This window comes from Stenotrophomonas sp. SMYL41, from assembly GCF_036319965.1.
GTDB lineage: Bacteria > Pseudomonadota > Gammaproteobacteria > Xanthomonadales > Xanthomonadaceae > Stenotrophomonas > Stenotrophomonas maltophilia_R.
Genome location: NZ_JAWIRX010000001.1, coordinates 26,802 through 42,652 on the forward strand (window position 1 = coordinate 26,802; position 15,851 = coordinate 42,652).

14 protein-coding genes are annotated in these 15,851 nt (G+C 67.0%); all 14 read left to right on the forward strand.

What is annotated here, in order from left to right:
* The first annotated feature begins 4 nt into the window (after positions 1–4).
* The 14 genes from moaCB (at position 5) to V3B30_RS00210 (ending at position 15,848) form a co-directional block, all read left to right on the forward strand.
* Positions 5–1,000 carry a bifunctional molybdenum cofactor biosynthesis protein MoaC/MoaB gene (gene moaCB / locus V3B30_RS00145; protein WP_262082398.1) on the forward strand — a complete coding sequence of 332 codons (996 nt, stop codon included), beginning with the start codon at positions 5–7 and terminating at the stop codon, positions 998–1,000.
* Positions 1,000–2,253, forward strand: coding sequence for a gephyrin-like molybdotransferase Glp (gene glp / locus V3B30_RS00150; protein WP_262082399.1), 1,254 nt, complete (start codon positions 1,000–1,002; stop codon positions 2,251–2,253). Before moaCB ends, glp begins: the two co-directional genes overlap by 1 nt.
* Positions 2,253–2,513: a MoaD/ThiS family protein gene (locus V3B30_RS00155; RefSeq protein WP_049423015.1), complete on the forward strand. Its 261-nt coding sequence runs from the start codon at positions 2,253–2,255 to the stop codon at positions 2,511–2,513. The genes glp and V3B30_RS00155 overlap by 1 nt, the downstream gene beginning before the upstream one ends.
* A gap of 3 nt (positions 2,514–2,516) precedes the next feature.
* Positions 2,517–3,017, forward strand: coding sequence for a molybdenum cofactor biosynthesis protein MoaE (locus V3B30_RS00160; RefSeq protein WP_049439038.1), 501 nt, complete (start codon positions 2,517–2,519; stop codon positions 3,015–3,017).
* A gap of 36 nt (positions 3,018–3,053) precedes the next feature.
* A complete protein-coding gene (locus V3B30_RS00165) occupies positions 3,054–3,596 on the forward strand; it encodes a molybdenum cofactor guanylyltransferase (RefSeq protein WP_049439037.1) in 543 nt (180 codons plus the stop codon).
* Entirely contained in the window at positions 3,593–3,958 is a 366-nt protein-coding gene (locus V3B30_RS00170) for a hypothetical protein (protein WP_049439036.1), read from the forward strand. Before V3B30_RS00165 ends, V3B30_RS00170 begins: the two co-directional genes overlap by 4 nt.
* A gap of 145 nt (positions 3,959–4,103) precedes the next feature.
* Positions 4,104–5,522: a NarK family nitrate/nitrite MFS transporter gene (locus V3B30_RS00175; protein ID WP_262082400.1), complete on the forward strand. Its 1,419-nt coding sequence runs from the start codon at positions 4,104–4,106 to the stop codon at positions 5,520–5,522.
* A gap of 72 nt (positions 5,523–5,594) precedes the next feature.
* On the forward strand, positions 5,595–9,350 hold the full coding sequence (locus V3B30_RS00180) for a nitrate reductase subunit alpha (protein WP_262082401.1): 3,756 nt from the start codon (positions 5,595–5,597) through the stop codon (positions 9,348–9,350).
* Positions 9,350–10,894 (forward strand): nitrate reductase subunit beta, encoded by a 1,545-nt coding sequence (narH, locus tag V3B30_RS00185; protein ID WP_012511273.1) that lies wholly within the window; start codon positions 9,350–9,352, stop codon positions 10,892–10,894. The genes V3B30_RS00180 and narH overlap by 1 nt, the downstream gene beginning before the upstream one ends.
* On the forward strand, positions 10,894–11,574 hold the full coding sequence (gene narJ, locus V3B30_RS00190) for a nitrate reductase molybdenum cofactor assembly chaperone (protein ID WP_065723459.1): 681 nt from the start codon (positions 10,894–10,896) through the stop codon (positions 11,572–11,574). Before narH ends, narJ begins: the two co-directional genes overlap by 1 nt.
* Positions 11,571–12,278, forward strand: coding sequence for a respiratory nitrate reductase subunit gamma (narI, locus tag V3B30_RS00195; protein ID WP_100472831.1), 708 nt, complete (start codon positions 11,571–11,573; stop codon positions 12,276–12,278). Before narJ ends, narI begins: the two co-directional genes overlap by 4 nt.
* A gap of 3 nt (positions 12,279–12,281) precedes the next feature.
* A complete protein-coding gene (locus V3B30_RS00200) occupies positions 12,282–13,181 on the forward strand; it encodes a peptidylprolyl isomerase (protein WP_262082402.1) in 900 nt (299 codons plus the stop codon).
* 23 nt (positions 13,182–13,204) lie between these two features.
* A complete protein-coding gene (locus tag V3B30_RS00205; RefSeq protein ID WP_100472825.1) occupies positions 13,205–14,536 on the forward strand; it encodes a nitrate/nitrite transporter in 1,332 nt (443 codons plus the stop codon).
* A 97-nt stretch (positions 14,537–14,633) separates the two neighbouring features.
* Positions 14,634–15,848 carry a coproporphyrinogen III oxidase gene (locus V3B30_RS00210; protein ID WP_201116387.1) on the forward strand — a complete coding sequence of 405 codons (1,215 nt, stop codon included), beginning with the start codon at positions 14,634–14,636 and terminating at the stop codon, positions 15,846–15,848.
* The last annotated feature ends 3 nt before the right edge of the window (positions 15,849–15,851 follow it).

Below are 15,851 nucleotides of genomic sequence, written 5' to 3' on the forward strand. Positions count from 1 at the left end.
CACGATGAGTGGGGAATTGAATGCGGCCTTCCACATGGCCGATGTCCGCGACAAGCGCATCACCCGCCGCCGTGCGGTGGCGGTGGGCGAGCTGCATGCCGGCCCGGTGGCCTATCCGCTGATCGTCGAGCGCCGCCTGCCCAAGGGCGATGCGCTGGTGATGGCCGAAATTGCCGGCCTGCAGGGCGCCAAGATGGCCTCGATGCTGATGCCGCTGTGCCACCCGCTGCCGCTGGAACTGGTGCAGGTGTTCTGCGCGCCGGTGCCGGAACGGCAGGCGATCCGCGTGTGGTGCGAGTGCGCGAGCGAAGCGCGCACCGGCGTGGAGATGGAGGCGCTGGCTGGCGTCAACGCGGCGCTGCTGACCCTGTACGACCTGAGCAAGCCGGTGGAACCGGCCCTGCGCATCGAAGGCATCCGCCTGCTGTTCAAGGAAGGCGGCAAGCGCGGTGTATGGCTGCACCCGGACGGCATGGACGATGCCGAGCGCGCGCGCTTCAAGCCGCGTGCGCCGAAGGGGCTGGCGGGCGCGGCCTGTGCGGTGATCACGCTGAGCGATCGCGCCAGCGAGGGCACCTATGAAGATGTGTCTGGCCCGACCCTGGTGAGCGGCGTGAAGAAGCTGGGCGGTGAGGTAGTAGCTGCGGAGGTGTTGCCCGATGGCATCGAGCCATTGGCGGGCCGCCTGCAGGCGTTGGCCGCCGATGGCGTGCGCCTGTGCCTGTGCACCGGCGGTACCGGGCTGGGCCCGCGTGACCTGACCCCGGAGGCGCTGCGTTCCTTGAACGCACGGCCGGTGCATGGCCTGGCGCAGATGGTGCGGGCACTGAGCGCACAGCACACGCCGATGGCCTGGCTGAGCCGCGCCGAGGTGGTGCAGCTGGGCAACATGCTGGTGTTCGCACTGCCGGGCAGCCCGAAGGCGGCGGCGCAGTGCCTGGACATCCTGGCGCCGGTACTGGGCCACGCCCTGGCGATGGTCGATGGTGGTGGCCACTGATGATTGCCTACAGCGAAGCCCTGCAGCACCTGCTGGACGCGGCCACGCCGCTGCCGGCCGAGCAGCTGCCGCTGCATGAGGTCGCTGGTCGCATCCTGGCCAGTGACGTCATCAGTGGGCAGTCGCTGCCGCCGTTCGACAATTCGGCGATGGACGGCTTCGCGCTGCGCGCCAACGGCGCGACGTTCGAAGCTGGTACCGAATTTGCCGTGCAGGGCTGGCAGGCGGCCGGCGATGCCGGTGCCGAAGGCGGCGAGGGTGCCTGGGAAATCATGACCGGCGCGCGCATGCCGGTTGGGCTGGATACGGTGGTGCCGGTCGAGAACGTGGAGGTCCTCGCCAGCGAAGATGGACGCCCGACCCGCATCGCCCTGAAGGGCACGGTGAAGCCGGGCCAGAACGTGCGGCTGCGCGGCCAGGATGTGAGCGACGGCGAGCGCGTGCTGCAGGCCGGGCAGGTACTGGACATCAACGCGCGCACCCTGCTGCATGCCATTGGCGTGGGCGAGGTGGCGGTGGTGGCGCGGCCGAAGGCGGCAGTGATCGCCACCGGCAAGGAGCTGGTGACCGAGGCGGCGCAGACGCTGGAATCCGGCCAGATCCGTGACAGCAACCGACCGTACCTGGTCGGCCGCCTGCAGGCCGCCGGTGCCGAAGTGGTCTGGCAGGGCACCGTGGGCGATGACGTGGCCGCGTTCAATGCGGTGCTGGATGACGCGCTGGCTGCCGGCGCGCAGCTGCTGATCAGTACCGGCGCGGTGTCGGCCGGCCGCTACGATTTCGTTCCCGATGCGCTGCGTGGTCGTGGCGCTCGCATCGTGTTCCACAAGGTGGCGATCCGCCCGGGCAAGCCGCTGTTGTTCGCGGTGCTGCCCAATGGCGCGCTGTATTTCGGCCTGCCCGGCAACCCGGTCTCGGCCGCCGTGGGCCAGCGCTTCTTCGTCGAGCCGGTGCTGCGCCGCCTGCTGGGGCTGGCACCGGAACCCGTGTTGCAGCTGCCGCTGCAGGCCGACGTGCGCACGCCGCCGGGCCTGCGCTTCCATGCGCGGGCGCGAGTGGAAGTGGACGGTCAGGGGCGCCTGAGTGCGCGCGTGCTGTCCGGGCAGGAGTCATTCCGTTTGATGTCCATGCTGCAGGCCAACGCCTGGGTGGTGCTGGAGGCCGAGGGCGACCTGGCCACCGCTGGCACACCGGTGCGGGTACAGGGCTGGGGTCACCATGACCCGGTGCAGCTGGCGAGCCAGGAGTCATGATGAAACAGGTGAATCTGCAGTTGTTCGGTGCGTTTTCCGATCTGGATGCCAGCCGCGAGATCGCGGTGGAGGTGGCCGGTGGCACCGTGGCCGACCTGCGCCAGGCGCTGCGCGAGCTGCTGCCGGTGCGTTGGCCGGACTTCCGTGCCGGCCTGCTGGATTATTCGGCGTTCGCCGACCAGCAACGCGTGCTGCGTGACCACGAGGCGCTGCCCGACGATGGCCGGGTGGCGATCCTGCCGCCGGTAAGCGGGGGCTGAGCGATGAGCGAGAAGATCATCGCCAAGGTGGTGGACCGCGCGCAGGCAGCGATCGATCCGGCCGAGGGCATCGCGGCGGTGTCTGATGCGGGTTTCGGTGGCATCGATGTGTTCATCGGCAAGGTGCGCGACGTCAACATCGGCCGGCCCGTGACCGGGATCACCTACGATCTGTTCGAACCGTTGGTGTTGAACGAGTTCAAGCGACTGGCGGCGGAGGTCGAGGCCACGTTCGGGCCGAAGCTGAAGCTGTACGTGGCGCACGCCAGGGGCCGGCTCGGCATTGGCGATGTGGCGGTGGTGGTGGCCGCAGGCAGCCCGCACCGTGACGAAGCGTTCCGTGCCTGCCGGCAGTTGATCGAGGTGGTGAAGCACCAGTGCCCGATCTGGAAGCAGGAACATTACGAGGACGGCGACAGCGAGTGGAGCGAGGGCTGCAGCCTGTGCCACGCGGACAACGAACCCGCACACGGCCATGACCACGCGCACGATCACCGGCATTGATGCCGCCGCAGCCACGCATGGCGTGGCTCCACTGCGATGAGCATCAACGGCATCGTGCTGGCCGGGGGCCTGTCCAGCCGGATGGGGCGCGACAAGGCGCTGCTGCCGTGGCAGGGGCGCACGCTGCTGGAACACATGCGGGGCCTGTTGATGCAGGCTGGCGCGCGCGAGGTATGGGTCAGCGGCAATTACCCGGCGTTCGGCGCCGTGCCGGACCGAGTGGCACGTTGCGGGCCGCTGGGTGGGCTCTACAGCGTGGCGATGCGCATGCCCGATGGCCCGGCGTGGGTGGTGCCGGTGGACACGCCGTTGCTGGCGCCGCAGCTGCTGCAACGGCTGGCGGCAGAGCGGCAGGGGGCATGCACGATCTTTGACGGGCATCCCTTTCCCATGCTGCTGAATGTGGACAATGCCACTCGTAGCGTGCTGGCCGCGATGCTGGATGATGCGCAGGGGCAGCGCTCGGTACAGGCCTTCCAGCGTCGCCTGCAGATGCACGTGCTGGCGCTGGAAAGCGTTGACGAAGCCTGCCTGGTCAACTGCAATACCCCCGAACAATGGGAGGATGTTGCGTCATGAAAGTGCAGTTGCAGGACCAATCGGTACGGCTTCGCCTGGATGAGGCCGAACTGGCGCGCCTGCTGGCCGGCGAATCGGTCGAGAACATGACCCGCTTCGGCGGTATCGAAGGCTGGGGCATGGCGGTCTCGCTGCATGGCGGCGAGCAGCCCGTGCTGCTGGACGGTGGCACCTTCTGCCGCCTGGTGCTGCCACGTTCGGCCGTTGAGGCCTTGGCGGCGCGGCTGCCGTGCCGTGATGGCCTGCCGTTCGACATTGCCCTGGAAGATGGCGGCCAGCTTCAGCTGCAGTTCGATGTGGACGTGCGTGACAGCGTGCGCCAGCGCGGGGTGACCCGCCGCAACACCGCTTCATCGGTTTGACATTTGTCAGGGGCAGGCTGGAAACCGGCCCCTGATTGATCCAGATCAACCCCGTCGTCCGTGCTGCACGGCCTAATGGCTGCATGACGACGGGTCACAACTTGAAACGCAGTACCCACGTCATTCCACAGCCTTGGAGCCATGTATGACCGTCGGTAGCGATCCTGTTGTCCGCAGCACTGCCCGTCCGGGTCGCGTCATCAGCGACTGGACGCCGGAGGACCCCGGCTACTGGGAGCGCACCGGCAAGCGGGTCGCCACCCGCAACCTGGTCATCTCGATCCCCTCGCTGCTGCTGGCCTTCTCGGTCTGGGTGCTGTTCTCGGCGGTGTCGATCAGCCTGCCGAAGATCGGCTTCAACTTCAGTACCGACCAGCTGTTCTGGCTGGTAGCGCTACCCAGCCTGTCCGGCGCCACCCTGCGCATCTTCTATTCATTCGTGATTCCGATCTTCGGCGGCCGCCGCTGGACCGCGCTGTCGACCGCGTCGTTGCTGGCGCCGACGCTCTGGCTCGGCTTTGCGGTGCAGGACCCGGCCACGCCCTACTGGGTGTTCGTGGCCATCGCGATCCTGTGTGGCTTCGGTGGCGCGAACTTCTCGTCGTCGATGTCCAACATCTCCTTCTTCTACCCCAAGCAGAAGCAGGGCCTGGCGCTGGGCCTGAACGCCGGCCTGGGCAACGTGGGCGTGTCGGTGGCGCAGGCGGTGATTCCGCTGGTCATCACCGTGGGCGTGTTCGGTGCGCTGGGTGGTGCGCCGCAGCCCGCGGTGGAGGGTGGGGCGCCGCTGTTCCTGCAGAACGCCGGCTTCATCTGGGTGCCGGCCATCGCGCTGTGCGCCATTGCGGCCTGGTTCGGCATGAACGACCTGACCAGCGCCCGCTCGTCGTTCTCCGAGCAGGCGGTGATCTTCCGTCGCAAGCACAACTGGCTGATGTGCTGGTTGTACATCGGCACCTTCGGTTCCTACATCGGCTTTTCGGCCGGCTTCCCGATGCTGGTGAAGAGCCAGTTCCCGGATGTGAACCCGCTGGCCTACGCCTTCATCGGCCCACTGCTGGGTGCACTGATGCGCTCGGTGGGCGGCAGCATGGCCGACCGCTGGGGTGGCGCACGCCTGACCTTCTGGGTGTTCGCGCTGATGATCGCGGCGGTGTTCGGCGTACTGCACTTCCTGCCCAGCGATGGCCAGGGCGGCAACTTCCATGGCTTCCTGCTCAGTTTCATGGCGCTGTTCGTGCTCAGTGGCATCGGCAACGGCACCACCTTCCGCATGATCCCGGTGATCTTCCGCACCCTGCACGAGCGCTGGTCGGCCAACGACAACGCCGAGGGCAAGGTGGCTGCTGCCCACCAGGCCAGCATCGAATCGGCCGCGGTGGTCGGCTTCTCCGGTGCGATCGGTGCCTACGGCGGCTTCTTCATTCCCAAGAGCTACGGCTCATCCATCACCTTGACCGGCAGCCCCGACATGGCGCTGTACGGATTCGTTGTTTTCTACGTCACCTGCCTGGCCGTGACCTGGTGGTGGTACTACCGGCGCGGTGCCGAGACACCCTGCTGACGACATGAAAACGCACCGCAGCCAGATGACACACACAGCCACGATGCCGATGTCCGCAAAGGGAGACCCCCGATGAGTTATTTCCTCGATCGCTTGCAGTTCTTCAAGCGTGACCCCCAGACCTTTGCCGATGGCCACGGATTCGCCAAGAGCGAAGGCCGTGACTGGGAAAACAGCTACCGCGCCCGCTGGCAGTACGACAAGATCGTGCGTTCCACCCACGGCGTGAACTGCACGGGTTCGTGCAGCTGGAAGATCTACGTCAAGAACGGCCTGGTCACCTGGGAAACCCAGCAGACCGACTACCCGCGCACGCGCCCGGACCTGCCCAACCATGAACCGCGTGGTTGCCCGCGTGGCGCCAGCTATTCCTGGTACCTGTACAGCGCCAACCGGCTGAAGTACCCGCTGATCCGCGGCACGCTGCTGCGTCTGTGGCGCGAAGCGCGCAAGAGCAAGGGCCCGGTCGACGCCTGGGCCAGCATCGTGGAGGACAAGGAGAAGGCGCGCTCGTACAAGACCCGCCGCGGCATGGGCGGCTTCGTGCGCCTGCAGTGGGAAGAGGCCAACGAGATCATCGCCGCCTCCAACCTGTACACGGTGAAGCAGTATGGCCCGGACCGCGTGGTCGGCTTCTCGCCGATTCCGGCGATGTCGATGGTCTCCTACGCCGCCGGTGCGCGCTACCTGTCGCTGCTGGGCGGCGCCTGCCTGTCCTTCTATGACTGGTACTGCGATCTGCCGCCGGCCTCGCCGCAGATCTGGGGCGAGCAGACCGACGTGCCCGAATCGGCCGACTGGTACAACAGCCGCTACATCATCGCCTGGGGCTCGAACGTGCCGCAGACGCGCACGCCCGACGCGCACTTCTTCACCGAGGCGCGCTACAACGGCACCAAGACGGTGGCGATCTGCCCGGACTATTCCGAGCTGGCCAAGCTGACCGACCATTGGCTGCACCCCAAGCAGGGCACCGACGCGGCACTGGCCTTCGCCTTCGGCCATGTGATCCTGCGCGAGTTCCACGTCGATTCGCCCTCGCAGTACTTCCAGGACTACTGCCGCCAGTACTCGGACATGCCGATGCTGGTGCGCCTGGAACGCCGCGACGATGGCCGCCTGGTGCCGGGCCGGTTCCTGCGTGCCAGTGAACTGGGCGGGCTGGGCGAAGCCAACAACCCGGACTGGAAGACGCTGGCCTATGACGAGACCAGCGGCCAGATCGTGGTGCCCAACGGCTCGATCGGCTTCCGCTGGGGCGAGAAGGGCAAGTGGAACATCGAGGAGAAGGAAAGCAAGGGCGCCGAGACACGCCTGCGCCTGAGCCTGGCCGATGGCCATGAGGGCATCGAGGCGGTGAGCTTCCCGTACTTTGGTGGCATCGAGACCGACGGCTGGACTGCCGCGCCGGCCGACGACGTGCTTGAGCGCCACATCCCGGTGCGTCGCCTGGCGCTGGCCGATGGTGGCCAGACCCTGGTGGCCACGGTCTACGACCTGCTGCTGGCCCAGTACGGCGTGGACCGTGGCTTTGGCGGCGGCAACGTGGCATCGAGCTTCGACGACATGGTGCCGGGCACCCCGGCCTGGCAGGAGCGCATCACCGGCGTGCCGCGTGCCGAGGTGATCGAGATCGCCCGCGAGTTCGCGCGTACCGCCGACAAGACCCATGGCCGCTCGATGATCATCGTCGGCGCGGGCATGAACCATTGGTTCCACAACGACATGAACTACCGCGGCCTGATCAACATGCTGATCATGTGCGGTTGCGTGGGCCAGACCGGTGGCGGCTGGGCGCACTACGTGGGCCAGGAGAAGCTGCGCCCGCAGACCGGCTGGCAGCCGCTGGCGTTCGGCCTGGACTGGAGCCGCCCGCCGCGCCACATGAACGGCACGTCGTTCTTCTACTTCAACACCGGGCAGTGGCGCTACGAGAAGCTGCAGGTGGATGAGCTGCTGTCGCCGCTGGCCGATGCCAGCAAGTACAGCGGCAGCCTGGCCGACCTGAACCTGCGCGCGGTGCGCATGGGCTGGTTGCCGTGTGCCCCGCAGCTGGACCGGAACCCGCTGCAGTTGGCGCGCGAGGCCGAAGCGGCCGGCGTGGCCCCGGCCGACTATGCGCTGGGCAAGTTCAAGGACGGTTCGCTGGACTTCGCCTTCGCCGACCCGGACGCCAGCCAGAACCACCCTCGCATGATGTTCATCTGGCGCTCGAACCTGCTCGGTTCCTCGGGCAAGGGCCACGAGTACATGCTGCGGCATCTGCTGGGGACGCGCCACGGGCTGCAGGGCAAGGACCTGGGCGAGATGGGTGCGATCAAGCCGGAGGAAGTGAGGTGGCGTGACGAGGCACCGGAAGGCAAGCTGGACCTGCTGGTCACGCTCGACTTCCGCATGTGCACCACCGCGCTGTACTCGGACATCGTGCTGCCGACCGCGACCTGGTACGAGAAGGACGACCTCAACACCTCGGACATGCACCCGTTCATCCACCCGCTGTCGAAGGCGGTGGACCCGGCGTGGGAATCGCGCAGCGACTGGGAGATCTTCAAGGAGGTCGCCCGCACGGTGAGCGAGATGGCGCCGGGCGTGCTGGGTGTGGAGAAGGACCTGGTGCTGGTGCCGACCCTGCACGACACCCCCAACGAGCTGGGCATGCCGTTCGGCGTGGCCGACTGGAAGAAGGGCGAGTGCGAGGCCATCCCGGGCCAGACCATGCCGTCGATGACGGTGGTGGAGCGCGACTACCCGAACCTGTACCGCAAGTTCACCTCGCTGGGCCCGCTGCTGGACAAGCTGGGCAACGGCGGCAAGGGCATGAGCTGGGACACCAAGCACGAGGTCGAATTCCTCGGCAAGCTCAACCACACCGTGCACGAGGCGGGCGTGAGCCAGGGCCGTCCGGCCATTTCGACCGCGATCGACGCGGCCGAGGTGATCCTGCACCTGGCACCGGAAACCAATGGCCACGTCGCAGTGAAGGCCTGGGAGTCGCTGGGCACCTTCACCGGCCGCGAGCACACCCACCTGGCGGTGGGCAAGGAGCACGAGGCGATCCGCTTCCGTGACATCCAGGCGCAGCCGCGCAAGATCATTTCCTCGCCGATCTGGTCGGGTCTGGAGGACGACAACGTCAGCTACAACGCCGGCTATACCAACGTGCACGAACTGATTCCGTGGCGCACGGTGACCGGCCGCCAGCAGTTCTACCAGGACCACGAGTGGATGATCGACTTCGGCGAGGCCTTCATGGGCTACCGGCCGCCGGTCAATACGCGCACGGTGGAGCCGCTGCTGAACCAGCGCCCGAACGGCAACAAGGAGATCGTGCTGAACTGGATCACGCCACACCAGAAGTGGGGCATCCACAGCACCTACAGCGACAACCTGATCATGCAGACGCTGTCGCGCGGCGGACCCATCGTGTGGATCAGCGAGGACGACGCGCGCAGCGCCGGCATCGTCGACAACGACTGGATCGAGCTGTTCAACGTGAACGGTGCGATTGCCGCGCGTGCGGTGGTCAGCCAGCGCGTGATGCCGGGCATGGCGATGATGTACCACGCCCAGGAACGCATCATCAACGTGCCGGGCTCGGAGATTTCCGGGACCCGCGGTGGCATCCACAACTCGGTGACCCGCATCGTGCTCAAGCCCACCCACATGATCGGCGGCTACGCGCAGCTGGCGTACGGCTTCAACTACTACGGCACCTGCGGTACCAACCGCGACGAGTTCGTGATCGTGCGCAAGATGGACAAGATCGATTGGCTGGACGATGAACAGCCCGCTGGTGCTTCGGCATCGGCCAGCAAGGAGGTGGTGTGATGAAGGTCCGTGCACAGATCGCGATGGTGCTGAACCTGGACAAGTGCATCGGCTGCCATACCTGCTCGATCACCTGCAAGAACGTCTGGACCTCGCGCGAGGGCGTCGAGTACGCCTGGTTCAACAACGTGGAAACCAAGCCGGGCATCGGCTACCCGAAGGAATGGGAGAACCAGGACAAGTGGAACGGCGGCTGGGTGCGCACGCGCGCCGGCAAGCTGGTGCCGCGTGCCGGTGGCCGCTGGCGCATGCTGGCCAAGATCTTCGCCAACCCGGACCTGCCGCAGATCGACGACTACTACGAGCCGTTCGATTTCGACTACCAGAACCTGCACACCGCCAAGGACAGCCAGCACCAGCCCACCGCACGGCCGCGCTCGCTGATCAGTGGCGAGCGCATGCAGAAGATCGAGTGGGGCCCGAACTGGGAGGAAATCCTGGGCTCGGAGTTCAGCAAGCGCTCGCGCGACTACAACTTCGACCAGGTGCAGAAGGAGATCTACGGCGCCTTCGAGAAGACTTTCATGATGTACCTGCCGCGCCTGTGCGAGCACTGCCTGAACCCGGCGTGCGTGTCGGCGTGCCCCTCGGGTGCGATCTACAAGCGCGAAGAAGATGGCATCGTGCTGATCGACCAGGACAAGTGCCGCGGCTGGCGCATGTGCGTGTCGGCCTGCCCATACAAGAAGATCTACTACAACTGGAAGAGCGGCAAGTCCGAGAAGTGCATCTTCTGCTACCCGCGCATCGAGATGGGTGAGCCGACGGTGTGCTCGGAGACCTGCGTGGGCCGCATCCGCTACCTGGGCGTGATGCTGTACGACGCCGACCGCATCGCCGAGGCCGCTTCGGTGGCCGCCGAGAAGGACCTTTACCAGGCCCACCTGGACATCTTCCTGGACCCTAACGACCCGGCGGTGATCGCCGCCGCGCGCAAGGAAGGCATCCCGGACAGCTGGCTGGACGCGGCCAAGCAGTCGCCGGTGTACAAGCTGGCGATCGACTGGAAGCTGGCGCTGCCGCTGCACCCGGAATACCGCACGCTGCCGATGGTCTGGTACGTGCCGCCGTTGTCGCCGATCCAGTCAGCCGCCGAGCGTGGCCGCGTGGGCATGAGCGGCGAACTGCCGGACGTGGCGTCACTGCGCATTCCGATGCGCTACCTGGCCAACCTGCTGACGGCCGGTGACGAGGCGCCGGTGGTGCGCGCGCTGGAACGGCTGATGGCCATGCGCGCCTGGCGCCGGGCCAAGAACGTGGACGGCGTGGAAGACACCGCCGTGCTGGAACAGACCGGGTTGAGCATCGCCCAGGTGGAAGAGATGTACCGCTACCTGGCCATCGCCAACTATGAGGACCGTTTCGTGATTCCCACCGGCCACCGCGAATACGCCAACGATGCCTTCGGCGAGCGCGGCGGCTGCGGCTTCACCTTTGGAAACGGCTGCAATGGTGACAGCCCGGCCGACCTGTTCGGTCAACGCAAGAGCACCACCTTCGTGGTGGACAAGGGGCCGAACCACCGCCGCAAGGAGGTGGTGTGATGAGCGTGCTCAAGCTGGTCGGGGTGTTGCTGGACTACCCCCGTGAAGAACTGTGGCAGCACGGCGAGGAACTGCTCGCCGCCTGCGACGATCCGGCACTTGGCGCCGCCCGCCGCCAGCAGCTGCGCAGCTTCGTGCAGCAGCTGCTGGCGACCGATGCGCTGGATGCGCAGGCGGCGTGGCTGGCCAGTTTCGACCGTGGCCGCTCGATGAGCCTGCTGTTGTTCGAGCACATCCATGGCGAGTCGCGCGACCGTGGCCAGGCGATGGTCGATCTGGTCGAGACCTACCGCCGCAACGGCTTCGAGCTGGATGCACGGGAGCTGCCGGACTACCTGCCGCTGCTGCTGGAGTTCCTGGCCCATCGCCCCGGCAGCGAGGCCCGCGAGTGGTTGCACCACATCGGCCATATCGCCGGGATGCTGGCGGCGCGTGCGGCGGAGCGCGAGCTGCCGCACCGGGTGCTGTTCGAGATCCTGGTCGAAGCCGGCGACGGCAAGGCCGATCTGCAGGCGCTGCGCCAGCGTGCCAGCGAGGAAGTCCGCGACGATACCGCCGAGGCCATGGACCGCTTGTGGGAGGAGGAGGCGGTGCGCTTCGGTGCCGAAGCCCCCGCTGAAGACTGCAAGCCGCCCGTGCGTTCGCCGGCCCGTCCTTCGCATCGAGAGGTCCAGCCATGAGTTACTCCCTGCATCAATTCGCCTTCCAGTACTACCCGTACATCGCCGTGGCGGTGCTGCTGATCGGCAGCTGGGCGCGCTATGACAAGGCCATGTACACCTGGCGCACCGGCTCCAGCCAGATGCTGTCGGACAAGGGCATGCGTATCGGCAGCAACTGCTTCCACATCGGCATCCTGGCCATCCTCGGTGGCCATCTGGTCGGCCTGCTGACCCCGCACGCGGTGTACGAGCACTTCATCACCTCGTCGCAGAAGCAGATGTTGGCGATGGTTGTGGGTGGTCTGTTCGGCGCGCTGTGCTTCATCGGCATCAGCATCCTGCTGGTACGCCGCCTGTTCAATGCGCGCGTACGGGCCACCGGCAGCTTCGGCGATACCCTGGTGCTGGTGCTGCTGTTCGCCCAGCTGTGCCTGGGCCTGTACAGCATCCGCATCTCGTCCGGCCACCTTGATGGTGGGGTGATGGTGCAGCTGGCCGAATGGGCGCAGCACATTGTGACCTTCCGCGCCGGTGCCGCCGATTACATCGAGGGCGTCAGTTGGGTCTACAAGATGCATATCTTCCTGGGCCTGACCCTGTTCCTGATCGCGCCGTTCACTCGCCTGGTGCACGTGTGGAGCATTCCGATCAGCTACCTGTGGAGGCCTTACCAGGTGGTGCGCCGCCGCCAGGCCACGCTGCGCTACGGTCCGCGGGAGTAAACCATGGGCAGCCTGCCGAAATTCCTGCCGATCACCGTGATCGACTCCGCCGTACCGGTTTCCGCGGAAGCGCACTCGCACCACCATGACGCGACAGCGCAGGGGCCGCGCTCGCTCGGGCAGCCGGCGCCGTGCCGGCTGTTCGTGGACGAGACCGCGATCAGCGAGGCCGATATCGCCCGCGAAATGCAGCACCATAGGGCGATGCGCCCGGAACAGTCACGCGCCGAAGCGGCGCGTGCACTGGTGGTGCGCGAGCTGCTGCGCCTGGAAGCGCAGCGGCTGGGCCTGCAGGCGCCGGAGGGCGGCCGGGTCAGCGATGAAGAGGTGCTGATCCAGCAGCTGCTGGAAGAGGCGATCGAGGATCGGGTGCCGACCGACGCGGACTGCCGCCGCTACTTCGAGCAGAACCCCGAGCGCTTCCGCTCGCCCGATCGCGTGCGCCTGCGCCATATCCTGCTGGCCGCGCCGGCCGACGATGTGGCCGCGCGCTTCGCGGCTCGCACCGAAGGCGAGCGGCTGGTCGGGTTGCTGAAGGAATCGCCGCACCTGTTCGCCGATTTCGCCCTGCGCCATTCGCGCTGCCCGTCCAGCAGCGAAGGTGGTGACCTGGGCTGGCTGCAGCGCGGGCAGACCACGCCGGAGTTCGACCGCCAGGTGTTCCGCCTGCGCGAGGGCCTGGCCGGGTTCCCGGTGGAGTCGCGCTGGGGCTACCACGTGGTCTGCGTCGATGCCCGCGAGGAGGGCCAGCCGCAGCCATTCGAGGCGGTGCTGCCGCAGCTGCGTGACTATCTTGAACTGCAGGTGCGCCAGCGCGAGGTGCAGGCCTACCTGCTGCAGCTGCAGGAACGCTACCCGGTGCGCGGGCTGGACGGGATCGAAGCCGAAGCGGATGTCGGCTGACCCCCATTGAACGAGGAAACCCCATGAACCAGGCCCTTGCCCCCGCCAGTGCCGGGCAGCAGCAACGTGCGCTGTGGCTGAGCACGTTCGCCTTCACCGTGTGCTTCGCGGTGTGGATGATCTTTTCGATCATCGGTATCCAGATCAGCCAGCAGCTCGGGTTGAATGACACCCAGTTCGGCCTGTTGATCGCCACGCCGGTGCTGACCGGTTCGGTCAGCCGGGTCTTCCTCGGCATCTGGTCCGACCAGTTCGGTGGCCGCAAGGTGATGGTGCTGGTGATGCTGTGTGGTGCTGTGGCCACCTGGATGCTGACCTACGCGCAGACCTACACCCAGTTCCTGATTGCCGCGCTGTGCGTGGGCATCGCCGGTGGCAACTTCTCGGTAGGCGTGGCCTACGTTTCGAAGTGGTTCCCGGCCAGCAAGCAGGGCACTGCGCTGGGCATCTTCGGTGCCGGCAACATCGGCTCGGCGGTGACCAAGCTGCTGGCGCCGCTGGTGATGGTGGCCGCCGGATGGACCATGGTTGCCAAGGTATGGGCGGTAGCGCTGGCCGTCACCGCGGTACTGTTCTTCCTCTTCAGCAAGGAAGACCCGTCGCTGGAGCAGCGCCGCCGCGAAGGCGTGAAGCCGGTCCCGTTCGCGGAGCAGATGGCGCCGCTGAAGAACCTGCAGGTGTGGCGGTTCTCGCTGTACTACTTCTTCGTGTTCGGCGGCTTCGTGGCGCTGGCGCTGTGGCTGCCGCACTACCTGGTGGGCGCCTATGGCATGGACGTGGGCCACGCCGGCATGCTGGCGGCGTGCTATTCGATCCCGGCCAGCCTGTTCCGCGTGGTCGGTGGCTGGATGTCGGACCGGATGGGCGCGCGGCGGGTGATGTACTGGACCTTCGGCGTATCGGCCATCTGCACCTTCCTGCTGGCCTATCCGGATACCGAGTATGTGGTGCAGGGCATCCATGGCCCGATCCACTTCCATCTGGCCATCGGCGTGGTGATGTTCACCGTGCTGGTGTTCGTGCTGGGCTTCTTCATGTCGCTGGGCAAGGCGGCCGTCTACAAGCACATTCCGGTGTATTACCCGCAGCACGTGGGTGCGGTAGGCGGCGTGGTCGGCATGATCGGTGGCCTGGGTGGGTTCATCCTGCCGATCGTGTTCGGCGCGTTGAACGATGCGGTCGGCATCTGGAGCAGCTGTTTCATGCTGCTGTTCGTGCTGGTGGCGGCCGCACTGGCGTGGATGCACTTCGCGATCCGTCGCATGGAACGCCGCCACTTCCCGCAGATCGACCGCGAAACCGATCTGCCCGAAGCCATTGATGCGGCCGCCGCCGAGCGGGTGCGCGCTGGGTGAAGGCGCGTGCCGGCCCCTGGCCAGCATGAACGCGCAGATGCGCCACGCTTGATTTCAATCAGGGCTACGCGAAGAGGAACGCCCGAAGATGTGTGCCATGAGCTTCCACGTCGATGAGAGTGAGGACACTGCGCTGCAGGCGGCACTGCTGCGGCAGCCCCGGCACGTGCTGTTTCCACCGGCTGACCAGTTCAGCACCGGCTTTGGCGAAAGCGGGTGGCGCGCCGCCGTACGCGCCAGCAACGAGCACCTGATACCGCGCGGCTTGACGCTCGGCTTCCAGGCCGGTCGTGGCGGACGCGATGCGCCACCGCAGGCGTATCTGGATACCCTGCTGCTGGCGTTGCGGCTGCAGGCCGACGCTCTGGCCGAGGATCGCGAAGTGGTGGCGATGGTGTTGCAGCTGGGATTGGCCGAGACGCTGCCGCCGCCCCAGCTGGGCCAGCTGCTGGACGCGGTGCCGCAGCACCTGCGCACGGTGGCGCGGCCACAGGTGGAGGTGCGGCTGGACGCCGGCAGCGCGCTGGCGCCGGCGCAGCTGCGCGCGGTGGGCTGCACCCGCCTGAACGTGATCGATCGTGCCGATGCGCCGGGGCCGACCCTGCTGGCACAGGCGCGGCAGGTCGGCTTCACTGCGCGCTACTACCAGCTGCGCGTGCCCAGCTGCGAGGACGCCGGCTTCATCGAACGGCTGCATGAAGTTCTGGCTGAAGCACCCGAGCGTATTCTGCTGCCGGCGCCGTGTGCGCTGCCAGAGCATGCCTCGGCCGCACGATGGCTGCAGAGCTGGCGGCTGCTGCGCGCAGCCGGCTACGAGGCGATCGGTGGCGATCATTACCAGCGGGGCGACCTGCCGAACCCGCACGGGCCGGGTGACGGCCAGCGCCATTGCGACCTGGCCGGCGTGCCGCGTCGCGACCGCAGTGATTTCATCGGCCTCGGCCTGTCTGCCTGCAGCCAGATCGGCGAGGTGTTCTACCGGCTGGAGGACGAACTGGGTGAATGGCGTGCGCGTTTGCAAGCGGGTCACATGGGTGTGGCTGCCGGGCTGATTCTGTCCGAGGACGAGCGCTTGGTGGCTGAAGTGGCGCAGAGCATCGCCTGCGACCATGCCCTCGATGCCGCGGCCTTCGAATGGCGCAACGAAGAACCGTTCGAGGAATGCTTCGCCGAGCAGCTGCCCGCGCTGTCGCCGCTGCTGGCGCGCGGCTGGGCACACTGGGATGCACGCGTGCTGCGGCTGGCCGAAGAAGGGCGCCTGCTGTGGCGTATGATGGCCGCATGCTTCCGGCCGGCGGCCGCCATCGCTTGAGTC

Bases quoted from the DNA above. Each gene is read 5' to 3' on its own strand.
- V3B30_RS00200 (WP_262082402.1), top strand. From the start codon at position 12,282: ATGGGCAGCCTGCCGAAATTCCTGCCGATCACCGTGATCGACTCCGCC.
- V3B30_RS00165 (WP_049439037.1), top strand. From the start codon at position 3,054: ATGAGCATCAACGGCATCGTGCTGGCCGGGGGCCTGTCCAGCCGGATG.
- V3B30_RS00160 (WP_049439038.1), top strand. From the start codon at position 2,517: ATGAGCGAGAAGATCATCGCCAAGGTGGTGGACCGCGCGCAGGCAGCG.
- V3B30_RS00210 (WP_201116387.1), top strand. From the start codon at position 14,634: ATGAGCTTCCACGTCGATGAGAGTGAGGACACTGCGCTGCAGGCGGCA.
- moaCB (WP_262082398.1), top strand. From the start codon at position 5: ATGAGTGGGGAATTGAATGCGGCCTTCCACATGGCCGATGTCCGCGAC.
- V3B30_RS00170 (WP_049439036.1), top strand. From the start codon at position 3,593: ATGAAAGTGCAGTTGCAGGACCAATCGGTACGGCTTCGCCTGGATGAG.
- V3B30_RS00180 (WP_262082401.1), top strand. From the start codon at position 5,595: ATGAGTTATTTCCTCGATCGCTTGCAGTTCTTCAAGCGTGACCCCCAG.
- narH (WP_012511273.1), top strand. From the start codon at position 9,350: ATGAAGGTCCGTGCACAGATCGCGATGGTGCTGAACCTGGACAAGTGC.
- narI (WP_100472831.1), top strand. From the start codon at position 11,571: ATGAGTTACTCCCTGCATCAATTCGCCTTCCAGTACTACCCGTACATC.
- glp (WP_262082399.1), top strand. From the start codon at position 1,000: ATGATTGCCTACAGCGAAGCCCTGCAGCACCTGCTGGACGCGGCCACG.
- V3B30_RS00205 (WP_100472825.1), top strand. From the start codon at position 13,205: ATGAACCAGGCCCTTGCCCCCGCCAGTGCCGGGCAGCAGCAACGTGCG.
- narJ (WP_065723459.1), top strand. From the start codon at position 10,894: ATGAGCGTGCTCAAGCTGGTCGGGGTGTTGCTGGACTACCCCCGTGAA.
- V3B30_RS00175 (WP_262082400.1), top strand. From the start codon at position 4,104: ATGACCGTCGGTAGCGATCCTGTTGTCCGCAGCACTGCCCGTCCGGGT.
- V3B30_RS00155 (WP_049423015.1), top strand. From the start codon at position 2,253: ATGAAACAGGTGAATCTGCAGTTGTTCGGTGCGTTTTCCGATCTGGAT.